This window comes from Ramlibacter tataouinensis, assembly GCF_001580455.1.
GTDB classification, from domain to species: Bacteria; Pseudomonadota; Gammaproteobacteria; order Burkholderiales; family Burkholderiaceae_C; genus Ramlibacter; species Ramlibacter tataouinensis_B.
The window spans coordinates 2267940-2281602 of sequence record NZ_CP010951.1 but is presented as its reverse complement, the minus strand read 5'-3'; the positions used below and the strand labels follow the sequence as shown (position 1 = coordinate 2281602).

Annotated in this window: 16 protein-coding genes; 11 read left to right on the top strand and 5 right to left on the bottom strand. The window is 69.5% G+C overall.

The genetic code is table 11. The annotated features are described in order from the left end of the window. The first annotated feature begins 18 nt into the window (after positions 1-18). On the top strand, positions 19-1206 hold the full coding sequence (locus UC35_RS11015; protein WP_061499300.1) for an ATP-binding protein: 1188 nt from the start codon (positions 19-21) through the stop codon (positions 1204-1206). A gap of 274 nt (positions 1207-1480) precedes the next feature. Here UC35_RS11015 and waaF read toward each other — a convergent pair whose 3' ends face one another. The 5 genes from waaF to radA are packed head-to-tail and all read right to left on the bottom strand — an operon-like array spanning position 1481 to position 5543. Then, positions 1481-2470 carry a lipopolysaccharide heptosyltransferase II gene (gene waaF, locus UC35_RS11010; protein WP_061499298.1) on the bottom strand — a complete coding sequence of 330 codons (990 nt, stop codon included), beginning with the start codon at positions 2468-2470 and terminating at the stop codon, positions 1481-1483. Positions 2471-2495: 25 nt separating this feature from the next. After that, positions 2496-2711: a zinc-finger domain-containing protein gene (locus tag UC35_RS11005; protein ID WP_061499294.1), complete on the bottom strand. Its 216-nt coding sequence runs from the start codon at positions 2709-2711 to the stop codon at positions 2496-2498. Between the two features lie 5 nt (positions 2712-2716). Continuing rightward, the gene (locus UC35_RS11000; RefSeq protein ID WP_061499292.1) at positions 2717-3652 is read right to left on the bottom strand and encodes a branched-chain amino acid transaminase; all 936 of its coding nucleotides are present in this window, start codon (positions 3650-3652) and stop codon (positions 2717-2719) included. A 45-nt stretch (positions 3653-3697) separates the two neighbouring features. After that, entirely contained in the window at positions 3698-4108 is a 411-nt protein-coding gene (locus UC35_RS10995; protein WP_061499288.1) for a hypothetical protein, read from the bottom strand. A 58-nt stretch (positions 4109-4166) separates the two neighbouring features. Continuing rightward, positions 4167-5543 (bottom strand): DNA repair protein RadA, encoded by a 1377-nt coding sequence (gene radA / locus UC35_RS10990; protein WP_061499285.1) that lies wholly within the window; start codon positions 5541-5543, stop codon positions 4167-4169. Between the two features lie 86 nt (positions 5544-5629). On the opposite strand from radA, the gene hpaR reads away from it, so the two are divergent. The 10 genes from hpaR to UC35_RS10940 are packed head-to-tail and all read left to right on the top strand — an operon-like array spanning position 5630 to position 13644. Next, positions 5630-6064, top strand: a complete 435-nt coding sequence (gene hpaR, locus UC35_RS10985; protein WP_061499283.1) for a homoprotocatechuate degradation operon regulator HpaR — start codon at positions 5630-5632, stop codon at positions 6062-6064. Continuing rightward, entirely contained in the window at positions 6061-6681 is a 621-nt protein-coding gene (locus UC35_RS10980) for a fumarylacetoacetate hydrolase family protein (protein ID WP_061499281.1), read from the top strand. The genes hpaR and UC35_RS10980 overlap by 4 nt, the downstream gene beginning before the upstream one ends. After that, positions 6678-7424: a fumarylacetoacetate hydrolase family protein gene (locus UC35_RS10975; RefSeq protein WP_061499279.1), complete on the top strand. Its 747-nt coding sequence runs from the start codon at positions 6678-6680 to the stop codon at positions 7422-7424. Before UC35_RS10980 ends, UC35_RS10975 begins: the two co-directional genes overlap by 4 nt. A gap of 29 nt (positions 7425-7453) precedes the next feature. Further along, a complete protein-coding gene (hpaE, locus tag UC35_RS10970) occupies positions 7454-8911 on the top strand; it encodes a 5-carboxymethyl-2-hydroxymuconate semialdehyde dehydrogenase (protein ID WP_061503792.1) in 1458 nt (485 codons plus the stop codon). A gap of 1 nt (position 8912) precedes the next feature. Next, the gene (hpaD, locus tag UC35_RS10965; protein WP_061499276.1) at positions 8913-9839 is read left to right on the top strand and encodes a 3,4-dihydroxyphenylacetate 2,3-dioxygenase; all 927 of its coding nucleotides are present in this window, start codon (positions 8913-8915) and stop codon (positions 9837-9839) included. 10 nt (positions 9840-9849) lie between these two features. Beyond that, the gene (locus UC35_RS10960) at positions 9850-10254 is read left to right on the top strand and encodes a 5-carboxymethyl-2-hydroxymuconate Delta-isomerase (protein ID WP_061499272.1); all 405 of its coding nucleotides are present in this window, start codon (positions 9850-9852) and stop codon (positions 10252-10254) included. Continuing rightward, positions 10254-11054: a 2-oxo-hept-4-ene-1,7-dioate hydratase gene (hpaH, locus tag UC35_RS10955; RefSeq protein ID WP_061499269.1), complete on the top strand. Its 801-nt coding sequence runs from the start codon at positions 10254-10256 to the stop codon at positions 11052-11054. Before UC35_RS10960 ends, hpaH begins: the two co-directional genes overlap by 1 nt. A 12-nt stretch (positions 11055-11066) precedes the next feature. Further along, complete coding sequence (locus tag UC35_RS10950; RefSeq protein ID WP_061499266.1) at positions 11067-11882, top strand: HpcH/HpaI aldolase family protein; 816 nt, start codon at positions 11067-11069, stop codon at positions 11880-11882. Positions 11883-11899: 17 nt separating this feature from the next. Continuing rightward, complete coding sequence (locus UC35_RS10945; protein ID WP_061499263.1) at positions 11900-12673, top strand: class II aldolase/adducin family protein; 774 nt, start codon at positions 11900-11902, stop codon at positions 12671-12673. Continuing rightward, positions 12670-13644, top strand: a complete 975-nt coding sequence (locus UC35_RS10940; protein ID WP_061499260.1) for a 2-dehydropantoate 2-reductase — start codon at positions 12670-12672, stop codon at positions 13642-13644. Before UC35_RS10945 ends, UC35_RS10940 begins: the two co-directional genes overlap by 4 nt. Positions 13645-13663: the final 19 nt, after the last annotated feature.

Genomic DNA, 13663 nt, shown 5'->3' with positions numbered 1-13663 from the left:
CACCATGTCCGGCACGCGATGACTCCCTGGCAGGCGCGCTTTCGCTTCCCCCTGTACCTGCGCATCTGGATCGCGGTGGTGGCCGCGGTGGCGGTGCTGTCGCTCGCGTTCGGCTGGCTGCTGCGGGTGTCCAACGAGCAGGTGCCCGAGCGCGAGGTGATCATCCGCAACCAGGCCGGCGAGGTACTGGGCCAGGACCGCACCCGGCCCATGCGCGACCCGGTGCGCGGCGTGGAGTTCCAGGTCGACATGAAGGACGGCAGCACCCTGTTCGTGCAGTTGCCGCGGCGCCCGCGCGCGCCGGGTGAGCCGCCGCCGGCCCGCAGCTGGTGGCGCGGCCCCGGCGGGCTGCTGTGGATGCTGGCGGTGGTGGCCGTCGCCGTGGCCATCGGCACCTATCCGATCATCCGGCGGCTCACGCAGCGCCTGGAGGACCTGCGCAAGGGCGTGGAGCGCTGGGGCGAGGGCGACCTGTCGGTGCGCATCAAGGAATCCGGCTCGGACGAGCTGGCCTTCTTGGCGCAACGCTTCAACCACGCCGCGGAGCGCGTGGAAGCGCTGCTCAAGGCGCACAAGTCGCTGCTGGCCAACGCCTCGCATGAGCTGCGCTCGCCGCTGGCGCGCATCCGCATGGGCCTGGAGCTGATGGGACCGGGCGCCTCGCAGGCTTCGCAGGACGAGATCCGGCGCAACATCGGCGAGCTCGACCAACTCATCGACGAGATCCTGCTGGCCAGCCGCCTCGATGCGCGCGAAACCGAGCTGGGAACGGTCGAAGCGGTGGACCTCACCGGGCTGGCGGCCGAGGAATGCGCGCGCGCCGATGCGGAGCTGGCCCCGGGCGGCGACGGCCGCGCGCTGGTGGTGCAGGGCGTCGCCAAGCTGCTGCGGCGCGCCGTGCGCAACCTGCTCGAGAACGCCAGGCGCTACAGCACGGGACCCGTCGAGGTGGAGCTGCGCCGCGAAGGCGCAGAGGCGGTGCTTCGGGTGCGCGACCATGGGCCGGGCGTGCCATCGGCAGAGCAGGAGCGCATCTTCGAGCCCTTCTACCGACTGCCCGGCGCGAGCGAGCGCCACGGTGGCGTCGGGCTGGGCCTGGCCCTGGTGCGCTCGATCGCACAGCGCCATCACGGTTCGGTTCGCTGCGAAAGCCCCTTGGGCGGCGGCGCCTGTTTCGTGCTCCGCATTCCATGTCACCAGATGTAATGCGATGTAAAAGACTTCAACGTCTTTGTGTCTTCGTGAAGAAGATCACGACAATCGCAACCAAGGTGAGCTCTTGAGTGCACATCTCCCTCAGTTAGGGGATGCACAAATTTCACGCGACGCTTAAAGTTCTCTCACCGCTGTCACGCTGGCACCCCAAACATAGATCGATTAAGTCTCCCAACGACGTCCTTCCAAAGGACTTGATACAGCCACCGCCTCAGGTGGCTGTTTTTTTTGCCTCGGCAGTTGCGTGACCGCCTGGCCCGCAGGCTCAACAGAGCGCCCTGACGCGCTCGGGCTGGATGTCGACCAGGCAGCGTGTGTGCCCCAGCGGGCACTCGCGCTCGAAGCAGGGCGAGCAATCCAGCGGCGGCTGGTAGGCGGGGTCGTCGCGCAACCAGATCACCGTGGCCCGGTCATTGAGCGGCGGGGTGTGCCTGGGGCTGGACGAGCCGAACAGCGCCACCTGGGGCACGCCGAAGGCGGCGGCGACATGCATCAGCCCCGAGTCGTTGCTGACCGCTGCCTTCGCACCCGCGATCAGGGCGAACGCATCGAGCAGCGAGGTCTTGCCGGCCAGGTTGAGGCAGCGCCCGGCGCCGGCCTCGTGCGCGATCTCCTCGCACAGCGGCGCCTCCTTGCCCGAGCCGAGCAGCGCCACCGGCAGCGGCAGCGTGCGCGCCAGTTCGGCGTAGTGGATCGCCGGCCAGCGCTTGGCCGGCCCGTACTCGGCGCCCGGCGCGAACACGTAGTAGCCGCCGCGCGCCAGCCCGGCCGCGGCGATGGCCGCCTCGATCTGCGCGGACGGGAGCTGCAGGTGCGGGCGGTCGCCTTCCAGGCCCTGGGTGTCGCCGCTCAGCGCCGAGTAGAACGCCACCATCGGCGGCTTGTCCTTGGGGTTCTTGAGGCGGTGCGTCAGCAGGCCCACCCGCGCTTCCCCGAGGTAGCCGACGCGCCGGGGGATGCTGGCCAGGAACGGCAGCAGCGCGCTTTTCAGCGAGTTCGGCAGCACGTAGGCGGCGTCGAAGCGCCCTTGCACCTGTTGGGCGATGGCGCGGCGCGCCCGCCATTGCAGGCCGCCGTGCTGGAACGGGAACTCGATGACCTCGTCGACCTGCGGCATGGCCCGGTAGACCGGCGCCACCCAGGGCAGCGCGCCCACGGCCAGCGCCTCGCCGCGCGCGCGCAGCCGCCGCAGCAGCGGCTCGGTCATCACCGCATCGCCGATCCATTGCGGGGCAACGACCAGCGATCGCGTCATCGGTTCAGGGCCCGTGCAGGGGGCCTCAGTGGTGCCCGCCGAATTGCTCGCCGGCCTTGAGCTTGTAGACGGTGCCGCAGTAGGCGCACTTGGCTTCGCCGGTGCGGGCCACATCGAGGTAGATGCGCGGATGGTTGTTCCACAGCTTCATGCCGGCCGTGGGGCTGGGGCAGAACACGCCGCCGTTGGCGTTGAGGTCCTTGGCCAGCAGTTCGACCACCGCTTCCTTGCGCTTTTCCATTGCCTTCAGACCTTCGTCAGCCAGTGGGCGTATTTGGGATTGCGGCCGTTCACGATGTCGAAGAAGGCCGACTGGATGCGCTCGGTGACCGGCCCGCGGGCGCCGGCGCCGATCTGCACGCGATCGAGTTCGCGAATCGGCGTGACTTCGGCGGCGGTGCCGGTGAAGAAGGCCTCGTCGGCGATGTAGATCTCGTCGCGCGTGATGCGCTTCTGGATGATTTCCAGACCCAGGTCCTTGGCGATGTGGAACACCGTGTTGCGGGTGATGCCGTTGAGCGCGCCGGCCGACAGGTCGGGCGTGTAGATCACGCCGTCCTTGATCACGAAGATGTTCTCGCCGGCGCCTTCGCTCACGAAGCCCGAGCTGTCCAGCAGCAGGGCCTCGTCGTAGCCGTCGTCCAGCGCTTCCATGTTGGCCAGGATCGAGTTGCTGTAGTTGCTTACCGCCTTGGCCTGCGTCATGGTGATGTTGACGTGGTGGCGCGTGTAGCTGGAGGTCTTGACGCGGATGCCTTTCTTGAGGCCTTCCTCGCCCAGGTAGGCGCCCCAGGCCCAGGCCGCCACCATCAGGTGGATGCGGTTGCCCTTGGGGCTGACGCCGAGCTTCTGCGAGCCGATCCAGGTGAGCGGCCGGATGTAGCAGCTCTCGAGCTTGTTGGCGCGCACCACCTGCTTCTGCGCTTCATTCACCTGCTCCTTGGTGAAGGGCATCTGCATGCGCAGGATCTTGGCGCTGTTGAACAGGCGGTCGGTGTGCTCCTGCAGGCGGAAGATCGCCGTGCCGTTCTGGGTGTTGTAGGCGCGAACGCCCTCGAACGCGCCGCAGCCGTAGTGCAGCGTGTGGGTCAGCACGTGGATCTTGGCGTCGCGCCACTCCACCAGCTCGCCGTCCATCCAGATCTTGCCGTCGCGGTCGGCCATTGACGGTAACGCACTCATTCTTGGGTCCTTGGTTCGCTTGAGCCCGTGATTTTAAGGCGACGCCTAGGGCGCGGCCGCCTCGTCACCCGGCGGCCGGTACAGCGTCCATTTCACCAGTTTGCCGCGGGCGAACTCGCAGGTGACGCTGGATTGCGAGCGGTCGGTCCAGCGGAAGATCTCGGGCTGCGCGCCCTCGGGAGTGAGCGGCTCGCCGAGCGACTCGGTCAGCGCCATCACGTGCATCAGGTTCACACCGGGTTTCAACTTGGCGTTGAGCATGACGGCACTGCCGACGTAGCCCTTGGGCCGGTCCGCCGCCTTCTTGATGACGTGCATCAGCCGGTTGAAGTGCAGCAGCAGGTACATCACGATGGCGCCGCCGACCAGCGCCACGCCGCCCCAGCCGTAGCCCTGCCAGGCGGCCACCAGCGCCACCCCGGCCAGGATGGGAAACAGGATCTTCTGCCAGTTCATGCGCCGATTGTGGCCGCGGGGGCCGGCACCCGGCCTGTGGCGAGTGCGTAGGCCCGCGTCATTGCAGCGCCCGCACCACTTCCATCGCCTCTTCGATGCGGTCGACCGCGTGGATCGTCAGGCCTTCGATCTCGCGGCTGCCCTTCTTGGGCGCGTTGGCCTTGGGCACCACCGCCACCGAAAAGCCGAGCTTGGCGGCCTCGCGCAGCCGCTCCTGGCCGCGCGGCGCCGGCCGCACTTCACCCGCCAGCCCGACCTCGCCGAAGGCGATGAAGCCGCGCGGCAGCGGCTTGCCGCGCAGGCTGGAGGTGATCGCCAGCATCACCGACAGGTCGGCCGCCGGCTCGCCGATGCGCACGCCGCCGACCGCGTTGACGAACACGTCCTGGTCCATGCAGGCCACGCCGGCATGCCGGTGCAGCACCGCCAGCAGCATCGCCAGCCGGTCGCGGTCCAGGCCGACGGACAGGCGCCGCGGGCTGGGCCCGCCCGAGTCCACCAGCGCCTGGATCTCCACCAGCATGGGCCGCGTGCCCTCCAGCGTGACCAGCACGCAGCTGCCGGGCACCGGCTCGCTGTGCTGCGACAGGAAGATGGCGCTGGGGTTGGCCACGCCCTTGAGGCCCTTCTCGGTCATGGCGAACACGCCGATCTCGTTGACCGCGCCGAAGCGGTTCTTGATCGCGCGCACCAGCCGGAAGCTCGAGTGCGTGTCGCCCTCGAAGTAGAGCACCGTGTCCACCATGTGTTCCAGCACGCGCGGACCGGCCAGCGCCCCCTCCTTGGTCACATGGCCCACCAGCACCACCGCCGTGCCGCTGGCCTTGGCCGCGCGCGTGAGGTGGGCCGCGCATTCGCGCACCTGCGCCACCGAGCCGGGCGCCGAGGTGAGCTGGTCCGAGTACACGGTCTGGATCGAGTCGATCACCGCCACCGCCGGCCGCGCCGCGCTCAGGGTGGCCAGGATCTTTTCCAGCTGGATTTCGGCCAGCACCTTGACCTGCGAGCTGTCGAGGCCGAGTCGGCGCGAGCGCAGTGCCACCTGCGCGCCGCTTTCCTCGCCGGTCACGTAGAGCGTGGGCACCTGCGCGCGCTGCAGGCCGTCCAGCGCCTGCAGCAGCAGCGTCGACTTGCCGATGCCGGGGTCGCCGCCGATCAGCACCACGCCGCCTTCGACGATGCCGCCGCCCAGCACGCGGTCGAGCTCGCCGATGCCGGTGGGCGTGCGCTCTTCCTCGCTCGCCTCGATGTCGGCCAGCACCGCCACCTCGGCCGTCTTCGCCAGGGCCGCGAACCGGTTCCTGGTGCCGGCGGCCGCTTGTGGCACGGTCTCGATCAGCGTGTTCCAGGCCTCGCAGTGCGGGCATTTGCCCAGCCAGCGCGGGCTGGCGCCGCCGCATTCGGAGCAGGTGTAGACGGTTTTTTCCTTGGCCATGACCGGCGCACTATAGCCGGAGGAACTGGAACTCCATCCAGTGCTTGCCCCGGGCCGCGCAGACATTTAACATGTTAACTAATCGCATGGCCACCTCCTTCAAGCACCGCAACCTGCCGCGCCTGCTGCTGCAGGCCCGTGAGGCCGTGATGGCGCACACGCGGCCCAGCCTGCGCGAGCACGGCCTGTCGGACCAGCAGTGGCGGGTGCTGCGAGTGCTGGGCGAGCACGGCCTGGTGGAGACCGGGCGCATCGCGCGCGAGGCCTACATCCTGGGGCCCAGCCTCACCGGCGTGCTGGCGCGGATGGAACGCGACGGCCTGGTGCGGCGCGCCCGCGACCCGGCCGACCAGCGCCGCACCGTGGTCGAGGCCACGCCGAAGGGCATGAAGCTGGTGGAAAAGCTCTCGCGCACCATCGAGGCCCACTACAGCTGGATGGAAGGCAAGCTGGGCAAGCGCCAGCTGGCCGAGCTGTACCAGTTGCTCGACCAGGTGATCGCGATGGAGCAGCAGCCATGACGGGCCTGCCGGCGATGCGCACGGTCTATGGCGTGCTGCTGAACTCCCGGGCGGAGTTCGAGGCCTGGGCGCCGCGGATGCGCGAGGCGCCGTACAAGGCGCCGCCGGCGGCGCCGGTGCTTTACATCAAGCCGGCCAACACCTGGAGCGCCAGCGAAGCGCGGGTCCCGGTGCCGCCGGGCGTGCCGCAGGTCGAGATCGGCGCGACCGTCGGCATGCTGATCGACCCGGCCGGCGAGGCCGGCGGCTTCCTGCTGGTGAATGACCTGTCGACGCCGCAGGCGAGCTACTTCCGCCCGCCCGTCCGGGCCAACTGCCTGGACGGCTTCCTCGGCCTGGGCGCGGTGGTACCGGCCCAAGGGCAGGATCCGGCGCGCTTCGCGCTCGAAGTGCGGGTGAACGGCGAGCTGAAGCAGAGCGTGCGCTTCGACGCGCTGGTCCGTCCGCCGCACCGGCTGCTGGCCGACGTCGCCGAGTTCATGACGCTGGGCGCCGGCGACGTGCTGATGCTGGGACTGGCACCCAACCGGCCGCTGGCACGCGCCGGCGACACCATCGAGATCCGGGCGCCGGCGCTGGGCCGCCTCGTCACCCACCTGGTCGCGGAGGGCGCATGAAGCACGCCCGCGTCGTGTACCAGGGCCGCGCGCAGCACGCGATCGAAAGCGAGGGCCGGATGCTGCTGGACGACGGCTCGCGGGTGGCGCTCGAGGACGTGCGCTGGCTGCCGCCGCTGGCACCGACGGAGCGTCCCCGCACCATCCTCGCGCTGGGCCTGAACTATGCCGACCACGCGCGCGAGCTGGCCTTCAAGGCGCCCGAGGAGCCGCTGGTGTTCCTCAAGGGCGAGCGGGCGCTGAACGGCCACCGCCGGCAGACCCGGCGTCCGCCCGGCGTGGAGTTCATGCACTACGAGTGCGAGCTCGCGGTGGTGATCGGCCGCAGCGCTAAAAGGGTGCGCCGCGAAGACGCCTATGCGCACATCGCCGGCTACAGCGTGGCCAACGACTACGCGATCCGCGACTACCTGGAGAACTGGTACCGGCCCAACCTGCGGGTGAAGAACCGCGACGGCGCCACGCCGCTGGGGCCCTGGCTGGTCGACGCCGCGGACATCGCCGATCCCATGGCGCTGGCGCTGCGCACCTCGGTCAACGGCCGGCTCACGCAATCGGGCAACACGCGCGACATGATCTTCGACGTGCCATTCCTGATCGAATGGTTCAGCAGCTTCATGACGCTGGCACCGGGCGACCTGATCCTGACCGGCACGCCTGACGGCGTGGTCGATTGCCGCCCGGGCGATGTGGTGGTCACCGAGATCGAGGGCATAGGCGCCCTCATGAACACGGTCGCATGAGCGCCGCGCAGAACCGCTTCACACATGAGATGCGAATCGAACACCTGATCAATGGCAAGCGCGTCACCGGGCGCGACTACTTCGAGACCGTCAATCCTGCGACACAGGAGGTGCTGGCCGAGGTCGCCGGCGGCGGCGAAGAAGAAGTGCAGGCGGCGGTGGCCGCCGCGAAGGCGGCGTTTCCGCCATGGGCCGCCACGCCGGCGCCGCAGCGCGCCCGCCTGATGCGCCGCCTGGGCGAGCTGATCGCGGCGGACGTCGCACAGCTCTCCCACACCGAAACCCAGGACACCGGACAGCCGATCGCGCAGACCGGCAAGCAGCTGGTGCCGCGCGCCGCCGACAACTTCCACTACTTCGCCGAGATGTGCGTGCGGGTCGACGGCCACACCTACCCGACCGAGACGCACCTGAACTACACGCTGTTCCATCCGGTCGGCGTGTGCGCGCTGATCTCGCCGTGGAACGTGCCCTTCATGACGGCCACCTGGAAGGTCGCCCCCTGCCTGGCCTTCGGCAACACCGCGGTGCTCAAGATGAGCGAGCTGTCGCCGCTGACGGCGGCGCGCCTGGGCGAACTGGCATTGGAAGCGGGCATCCCGCCGGGCGTGCTCAATGTCGTGCACGGCTTCGGCCGGCAGGCCGGCGAGCCGCTGGTGCGCCATCCGGATGTGCGGGCGATCTCGTTCACCGGCTCCACCGCCACCGGCAACCGCATCGTCCGCGAGGCCGGGCTGAAGAAGTTCAGCATGGAACTGGGCGGCAAGTCGCCCTTCGTCATCTTCGAGGACGCCGACTTCGAGCGCGCGCTCGACGCCGCGGTGTTCATGATCTTCTCCAACAACGGCGAGCGCTGCACCGCCGGCAGCCGCATCCTGGTGCAGCAGTCGATCTATCGCGAGTTCGCGCGGCGCTTCGTCGAGCGGGCGAACAGGCTCAGCTTGGGTGACCCGCTCGATGACAAAACCATCATCGGCCCGATGATCTCGCCGGCCCACCTGGCCAAGGTGCGCGGCTACATCGAGCTGGGCGCCCGGGAAGGCGCCACGCTGCTGTGCGGCGGGCTGGAGGCGCCGGCCGTTCCCGAACGCGTGCGCAAGGGCAACTACGTGGCGCCGACCGTGTTCGGCGACGTCGACAACCGCATGAAGATCGCGCAGGACGAGATCTTCGGGCCGGTGGCCTGCCTGATCCCGTTCACCGACGAGCCGGAGGCGATCCGCATCGCCAACGACACCGCCTACGGCCTGTCCAGCTACGTGTGGACCGAGAACATCGGCCGCGCGCACCGCGTGGCCGCGGCGATCGAGGCCGGCATGTGCTTCGTCAACAGCCAGAACGTGCGCGACCTGCGCCAGCCCTTCGGCGGCACCAAGGCCTCGGGCACCGGGCGCGAGGGCGGCACCTGGAGCTACGAGGTATTCCTAGAGCCGAAGAACGTCGCGCTCTCGCTGGGCTCCCACCACATTCCACACTGGGGAGGCTGACATGGGCAAGCTGGCACTCGCCGCCAAGATCACCCACGTTCCCTCGCTCTACCTGAGCGAGCTGGACGGCCCGCGCAAGGGCACCCGCGCCGATGCGATCGCCGGCCACCAGGAGATCGGCCGGCGCTGCCGCGAGCTCGGGGTGGACACCATCGTGGTGTTCGACACCCACTGGCTGGTCAACGCCAACTACCACATCAACTGCGCGCCGCAGTTCCAGGGCCTGTACACCAGCAACGAGCTGCCGCACTTCATCAGCAACATGCCGTTCGAGTTCCCGGGCAATCCGACGCTCGGCAAGCTCATCGCGAAGGCGGCCAATGCCTGGGGCGTGGAGACCCTGGCGCACGACGCCACCACGCTGTCCCCGGAGTACGGCACGCTGGTGCCCATGCGCTACATGAACGCCGACCGGCACTTCAAGGTGGTGTCGGTGTCGGCCCTGTGCATGGCGCATTACCTCGACGACAGCGCGCGGCTGGGCTGGGCGATCCGCCGGGCAATCGAGGACGAGTACGAGGGCACGGTGGCCGTCTTCGCCAGCGGCTCGCTGTCGCATCGCTTCGCCCAGAACGGGCTGGCGCCGGAGTTCGCGTTCCGGATCTGGAGCCCCTTCCTCGAAGCGTTGGACCGCGAGGTGCTGCGCATGTGGCAAGGCGGCGAGTGGCAGGCCTTCTGCGGCATGCTGCCGGAGTACGCGGCCAAGGGCCACGGCGAAGGCTTCATGCACGACACCGCCATGCTGCTGGGCGCGCTCGGCTGGTCCGGCTACGACGGCCAGGCCGAGATCGTCACCGCCTACTTCGGCGCCTCCGGCACCGGGCAGCTCAACGCGGTGTTCCCGGTCACGCCGCAATCGGGCGCGGCCATCCCGAAGGCGCAGGCTTCCGCGGCCGAGGGTTACACCGCCGTGAGCCGCCGGCTCTGAGAATCGGAACATGCCGCACCTCGTCATCCTCTACACGCCCAACATCGAGCAGCAGGCCCACATGGGGCGCCTGTGCCGCGCGCTGGCCGACTGCATGCTCACGATCAGGGACGAGGCCGGCGCGCAGGTCTTTCCCACCGGCGGCACGCGCGTGCTGGCCTATCCGGCCGCCCACTCCGCGGTGGCCGACGGCCAGCGCGACTACGCCTTCGTCTACCTCAACCTGCGCATCGGCGCCGGGCGCAGCGCCGCGGTGAAGCAGCAGGTGGGCGACCGGCTGCTGGCGGTCGCGAAGTCGCATTTCGCGCCTTTGCTGGCGCAACGGCTGCTGGGCATCACCTTGCAGGTCGACGAAAGCCCCGGGCAGGTCTACGACGGCAAGCACGGCAACCTCCACCCCTTGTTCCAGCCCTGATGTTTTCCCAGGACCTCATCGCCCGGCTGGCGCGCGAACTGCACGAGAGCGAAAAGTCGCGCGTGCAGCTCGAGCATTTTTCCAGGCGCTTCCCCGGCATGACCATCGAGGACGGCTACGCCATCTCGCGCGCCTGGGTGCAGATGAAGCTCGCCGAAGGCCGGCGCGCGATCGGCCACAAGATCGGGCTCACCTCGCGCGCGATGCAGCAGGCCAGCCAGATCGACGAACCGGACTACGGCACGCTGCTGGACGACATGCTGTTCGCGCCGGGCGCCGTCCCCGCCGACCGTTTCATCGCGCCGCGGGTCGAGGTGGAGCTGGCCTTCGTGCTGAAGCACCGCCTGGCTGGCGAACAGGTCGGCATGGAGGAAGTGCTGCGCGCCACCGACTGCATCCAGCCGGCCATCGAGATCATCGATGCCCGCATCGAGCAGTTCGACCGCCACACCCGGGTGATGCGCAAAGTGCAGGACACCATCAGCGACAACGCCGCCAACGCCGGCCTCGTGCTGGGCGGCCGGAAGATGGATCCGAAGGCGCTCGACCTGCCCTGGTGCGGCGCCATCCTGCGCTGCAACGGGGTCGTCGAGGAGACCGGCCTGGCCGCCGGCGTGCAGGGGCATCCGGCCATCGGCGTGGCCTGGCTGGCGCGCAAGCTCGCGCCCTGGGGCGAGTGCCTGGAGGCCGGAGAGATCGTGCTGGCCGGCTCCTTCACCCGGCCGGTGGCGGCGAAAGAAGGCGACGTCTTCGACGCCGATTACGGGCCGCTCGGCCGTTTCGAATTCACCTTCACCTGAGAGGCACGCGCCATGCAAACACCGGTCAATCCCTTCAAGACAGCGCTGGCGGAGAACCGCCCGCAGATCGGCCTGTGGATGGGGCTGGCCTCGGCCTATACCGCGGAGATCTGCGCCGGCGCCGGTTTCGACTGGCTGCTGATCGACGGCGAGCACGCCCCGAACGACCTGCGCAGCATCCTGGCGCAGGCGCAGGTGATCGCCGGCTACCCCGGCACCCACGCCATCGCGCGGGTGCCGGTGGGCCACGGCAACGTCGGCATCGCGCTGATCAAGCAGTACCTGGACCTGGGCATCCAGACCCTGCTGGTGCCGATGGTCGATACCGCGGCGCAGGCGGCGCAGCTGGTGCGCGCCATGCGCTATCCGCCCGGCGGCATCCGCGGCATGGGCGGCGCGCGCGCCTCGCGCTGGGGCCGCTATCCGCAGTACGCCAGGGAAGCCAATGCGCAGGTCTGCCTGCTGGTGCAGGCCGAGACCAGCGAGGCCATGGCCAACCTGGACGCGATCGCCGGCACCGAAGGCGTGGACGGCGTGTTCATCGGCCCGGCCGACCTGTCGGCGGCCATGGGCCATGTCGGCGACCCGATGCACCCCGAGGTGCAGGCCACCATCGCAGACGCCCTCGCGCGCATCCGCAAGGCGGGCAAGGGCGCCGGCATCCTGACCCCCAACGAGGCGGTGGCGCGCAAGTACCTGGAACTGGGCGCGACCTTCATCGCCGTCGGCCTGGACAACAACCTGCTGGCGACCGCGACCAGCGCGCTGGCGGCCAAGTTCAAGGACGCCGGCGCGCCGGCGCCGCTGCCCGCCAGCAAGACCTATTGAGAACTGGAGAAGCGACCATGAGCGCAGTTCCGCAGGCCGCGGCCCGCATGCACCCCGACGAGTGGCGCTCGCGCGTGCAGCTGGCCGCCGCCTACCGCATCTTCGATCTGCTCGGCTGGACCGAGATGATCTACAACCACATCACGCTGCGCCTGCCCGGCAGCGTGAGCGGCGGCGACCAGCAGTTCCTGATCAACCCGTTCGGACTGCACTACAGCGAGGTCACCGCCAGCAACCTGCTCAAGATCGACCAGGCAGGGCGCAAGCTGGACGACAGCCCCTGGCCGGTGAACCCGGCCGGCTTCACGCTGCATTCGACCATCCACGGCCAGGTCGAGGGCGCCCATTGCGTGATGCACACGCACACCACCGCCGGCCTGGCGGTGGCCTGCACGCGCAGCGGCCTGGCGCAAAACAACTTCTACTCGGCGCAGCTGCACGACATGGTGGCCTACCACGACTTCGAGGGCATCACGGTGCACGCCGAGGAAGGCCCGCGGGTGCTGCGCAGCATGGGCGGCAAGCCGCTGCTGATCCTGCGCAACCACGGGCTGGTGAGCTGGGCGCCCACGCTGCCGCTGGCGCTGGCGCGCCTGTGGACCCTGCAGCGCGCGTGCGAAGTCCAGCTGGCGCAGGCCGCCCTCGGCCCGGCCATCCCGGTGAGCGAGGCCATTGCGATCAGGACCACCACCGAGTCCTTTCAGTTCGACCAGCAGTTCGGCGCCGGACAGGACGTGTTCGACGCACTGGTGCGACGCGTCGATCGCATCGATCCGGGCTACCGGCAATGAAGGCCTGCATCTACGGCGCCGGCGCAATCGGCGGATGGATGGGCGCCCGGCTCGCGCAGGCCGGCTGCGAACTGAGTGCGGTGGCGCGCGGCGCGACACTGGAAGCCTTGCAGCGCGACGGCCTGCGGCTGCATCAGGACGGGCACCTGGTGAGCGCGGCGGTGCGGGCCAGCGAGGTCCCCTCGCAGCTCGGGCCGCAGGACCTGGTGATCGTCGCCGTCAAGGCGCCGGCGATGGTCGAGGTGGCGCAGGCGATGGCGCCGCTGCTCAAGCCGGAGACCATCGTTCTCACGGCCATGAACGGCGTGCCCTGGTGGTTTTTCGAGGGCTTCGGCGGCGCCCTGCAAGGCACGCGGCTGAAGTCGGTGGACCCGGCGGGCCGCATCGCCGCCGCGGTGCCGGCCGCGCACATCGTCGGCTGCGTGGTGCACGCCAGCTGCGCGCTGGAGGCGCCGGGCCGGGTGCGCCATCACTTCGGCAACCGTCTCATCATCGGCGAGCCCTCGGGCGTGAAGACCCCGCGCGTGAACGAACTGGCGGCACTGCTGGCACGCGCCGGCTTCGAGGCCGTGGTGTCCGAGCAGATCCAGAAGGACGCCTGGTACAAGCTCTGGGGCAACATGACGGTGAACCCGATCAGCGCGATCACCGGCGCCACCACCGACCGCCTGCTGGACGATGAGCTGGTGCTCGGCCTGATCAATGCAGTGATGCTGGAGGCCAGGGAGATCGGGGCGCGCATCGGCATCCCGATCGCGCAGCAGCCGCAGGATCGGCACGCCATCACGCGCAAGCTGGGCGCCTTCAAGACCTCGATGCTGCAGGACGTGGAAGCCGGCAAGCCGGTGGAGCTGGACGCGCTGGTCAGCGTGGTGCGCGAGCTCGGCCAGCTCACGGCCGTGCCCACGCCCTTCACCGACGCGCTGCTGGGCCTGGCCCGTCTGCACGCGCGTGTGCGCGGACTCTATTGAACAAGAACAGGAACAAGCC

Coding starts and splice junctions, on each gene's coding strand:
- UC35_RS11015 (WP_061499300.1), top strand. CDS start 19: ATGACTCCCTGGCAGGCGCGCTTTCGCTTCCCCCTGTACCTGCGCATC.
- waaF (WP_061499298.1), bottom strand. CDS start 2,470: ATGACGCGATCGCTGGTCGTTGCCCCGCAATGGATCGGCGATGCGGTG.
- UC35_RS11005 (WP_061499294.1), bottom strand. CDS start 2,711: ATGGAAAAGCGCAAGGAAGCGGTGGTCGAACTGCTGGCCAAGGACCTC.
- UC35_RS11000 (WP_061499292.1), bottom strand. CDS start 3,652: ATGAGTGCGTTACCGTCAATGGCCGACCGCGACGGCAAGATCTGGATG.
- UC35_RS10995 (WP_061499288.1), bottom strand. CDS start 4,108: ATGAACTGGCAGAAGATCCTGTTTCCCATCCTGGCCGGGGTGGCGCTG.
- radA (WP_061499285.1), bottom strand. CDS start 5,543: ATGGCCAAGGAAAAAACCGTCTACACCTGCTCCGAATGCGGCGGCGCC.
- hpaR (WP_061499283.1), top strand. CDS start 5,630: ATGGCCACCTCCTTCAAGCACCGCAACCTGCCGCGCCTGCTGCTGCAG.
- UC35_RS10980 (WP_061499281.1), top strand. CDS start 6,061: ATGACGGGCCTGCCGGCGATGCGCACGGTCTATGGCGTGCTGCTGAAC.
- UC35_RS10975 (WP_061499279.1), top strand. CDS start 6,678: ATGAAGCACGCCCGCGTCGTGTACCAGGGCCGCGCGCAGCACGCGATC.
- hpaE (WP_061503792.1), top strand. CDS start 7,454: ATGCGAATCGAACACCTGATCAATGGCAAGCGCGTCACCGGGCGCGAC.
- hpaD (WP_061499276.1), top strand. CDS start 8,913: ATGGGCAAGCTGGCACTCGCCGCCAAGATCACCCACGTTCCCTCGCTC.
- UC35_RS10960 (WP_061499272.1), top strand. CDS start 9,850: ATGCCGCACCTCGTCATCCTCTACACGCCCAACATCGAGCAGCAGGCC.
- hpaH (WP_061499269.1), top strand. CDS start 10,254: ATGTTTTCCCAGGACCTCATCGCCCGGCTGGCGCGCGAACTGCACGAG.
- UC35_RS10950 (WP_061499266.1), top strand. CDS start 11,067: ATGCAAACACCGGTCAATCCCTTCAAGACAGCGCTGGCGGAGAACCGC.
- UC35_RS10945 (WP_061499263.1), top strand. CDS start 11,900: ATGAGCGCAGTTCCGCAGGCCGCGGCCCGCATGCACCCCGACGAGTGG.
- UC35_RS10940 (WP_061499260.1), top strand. CDS start 12,670: ATGAAGGCCTGCATCTACGGCGCCGGCGCAATCGGCGGATGGATGGGC.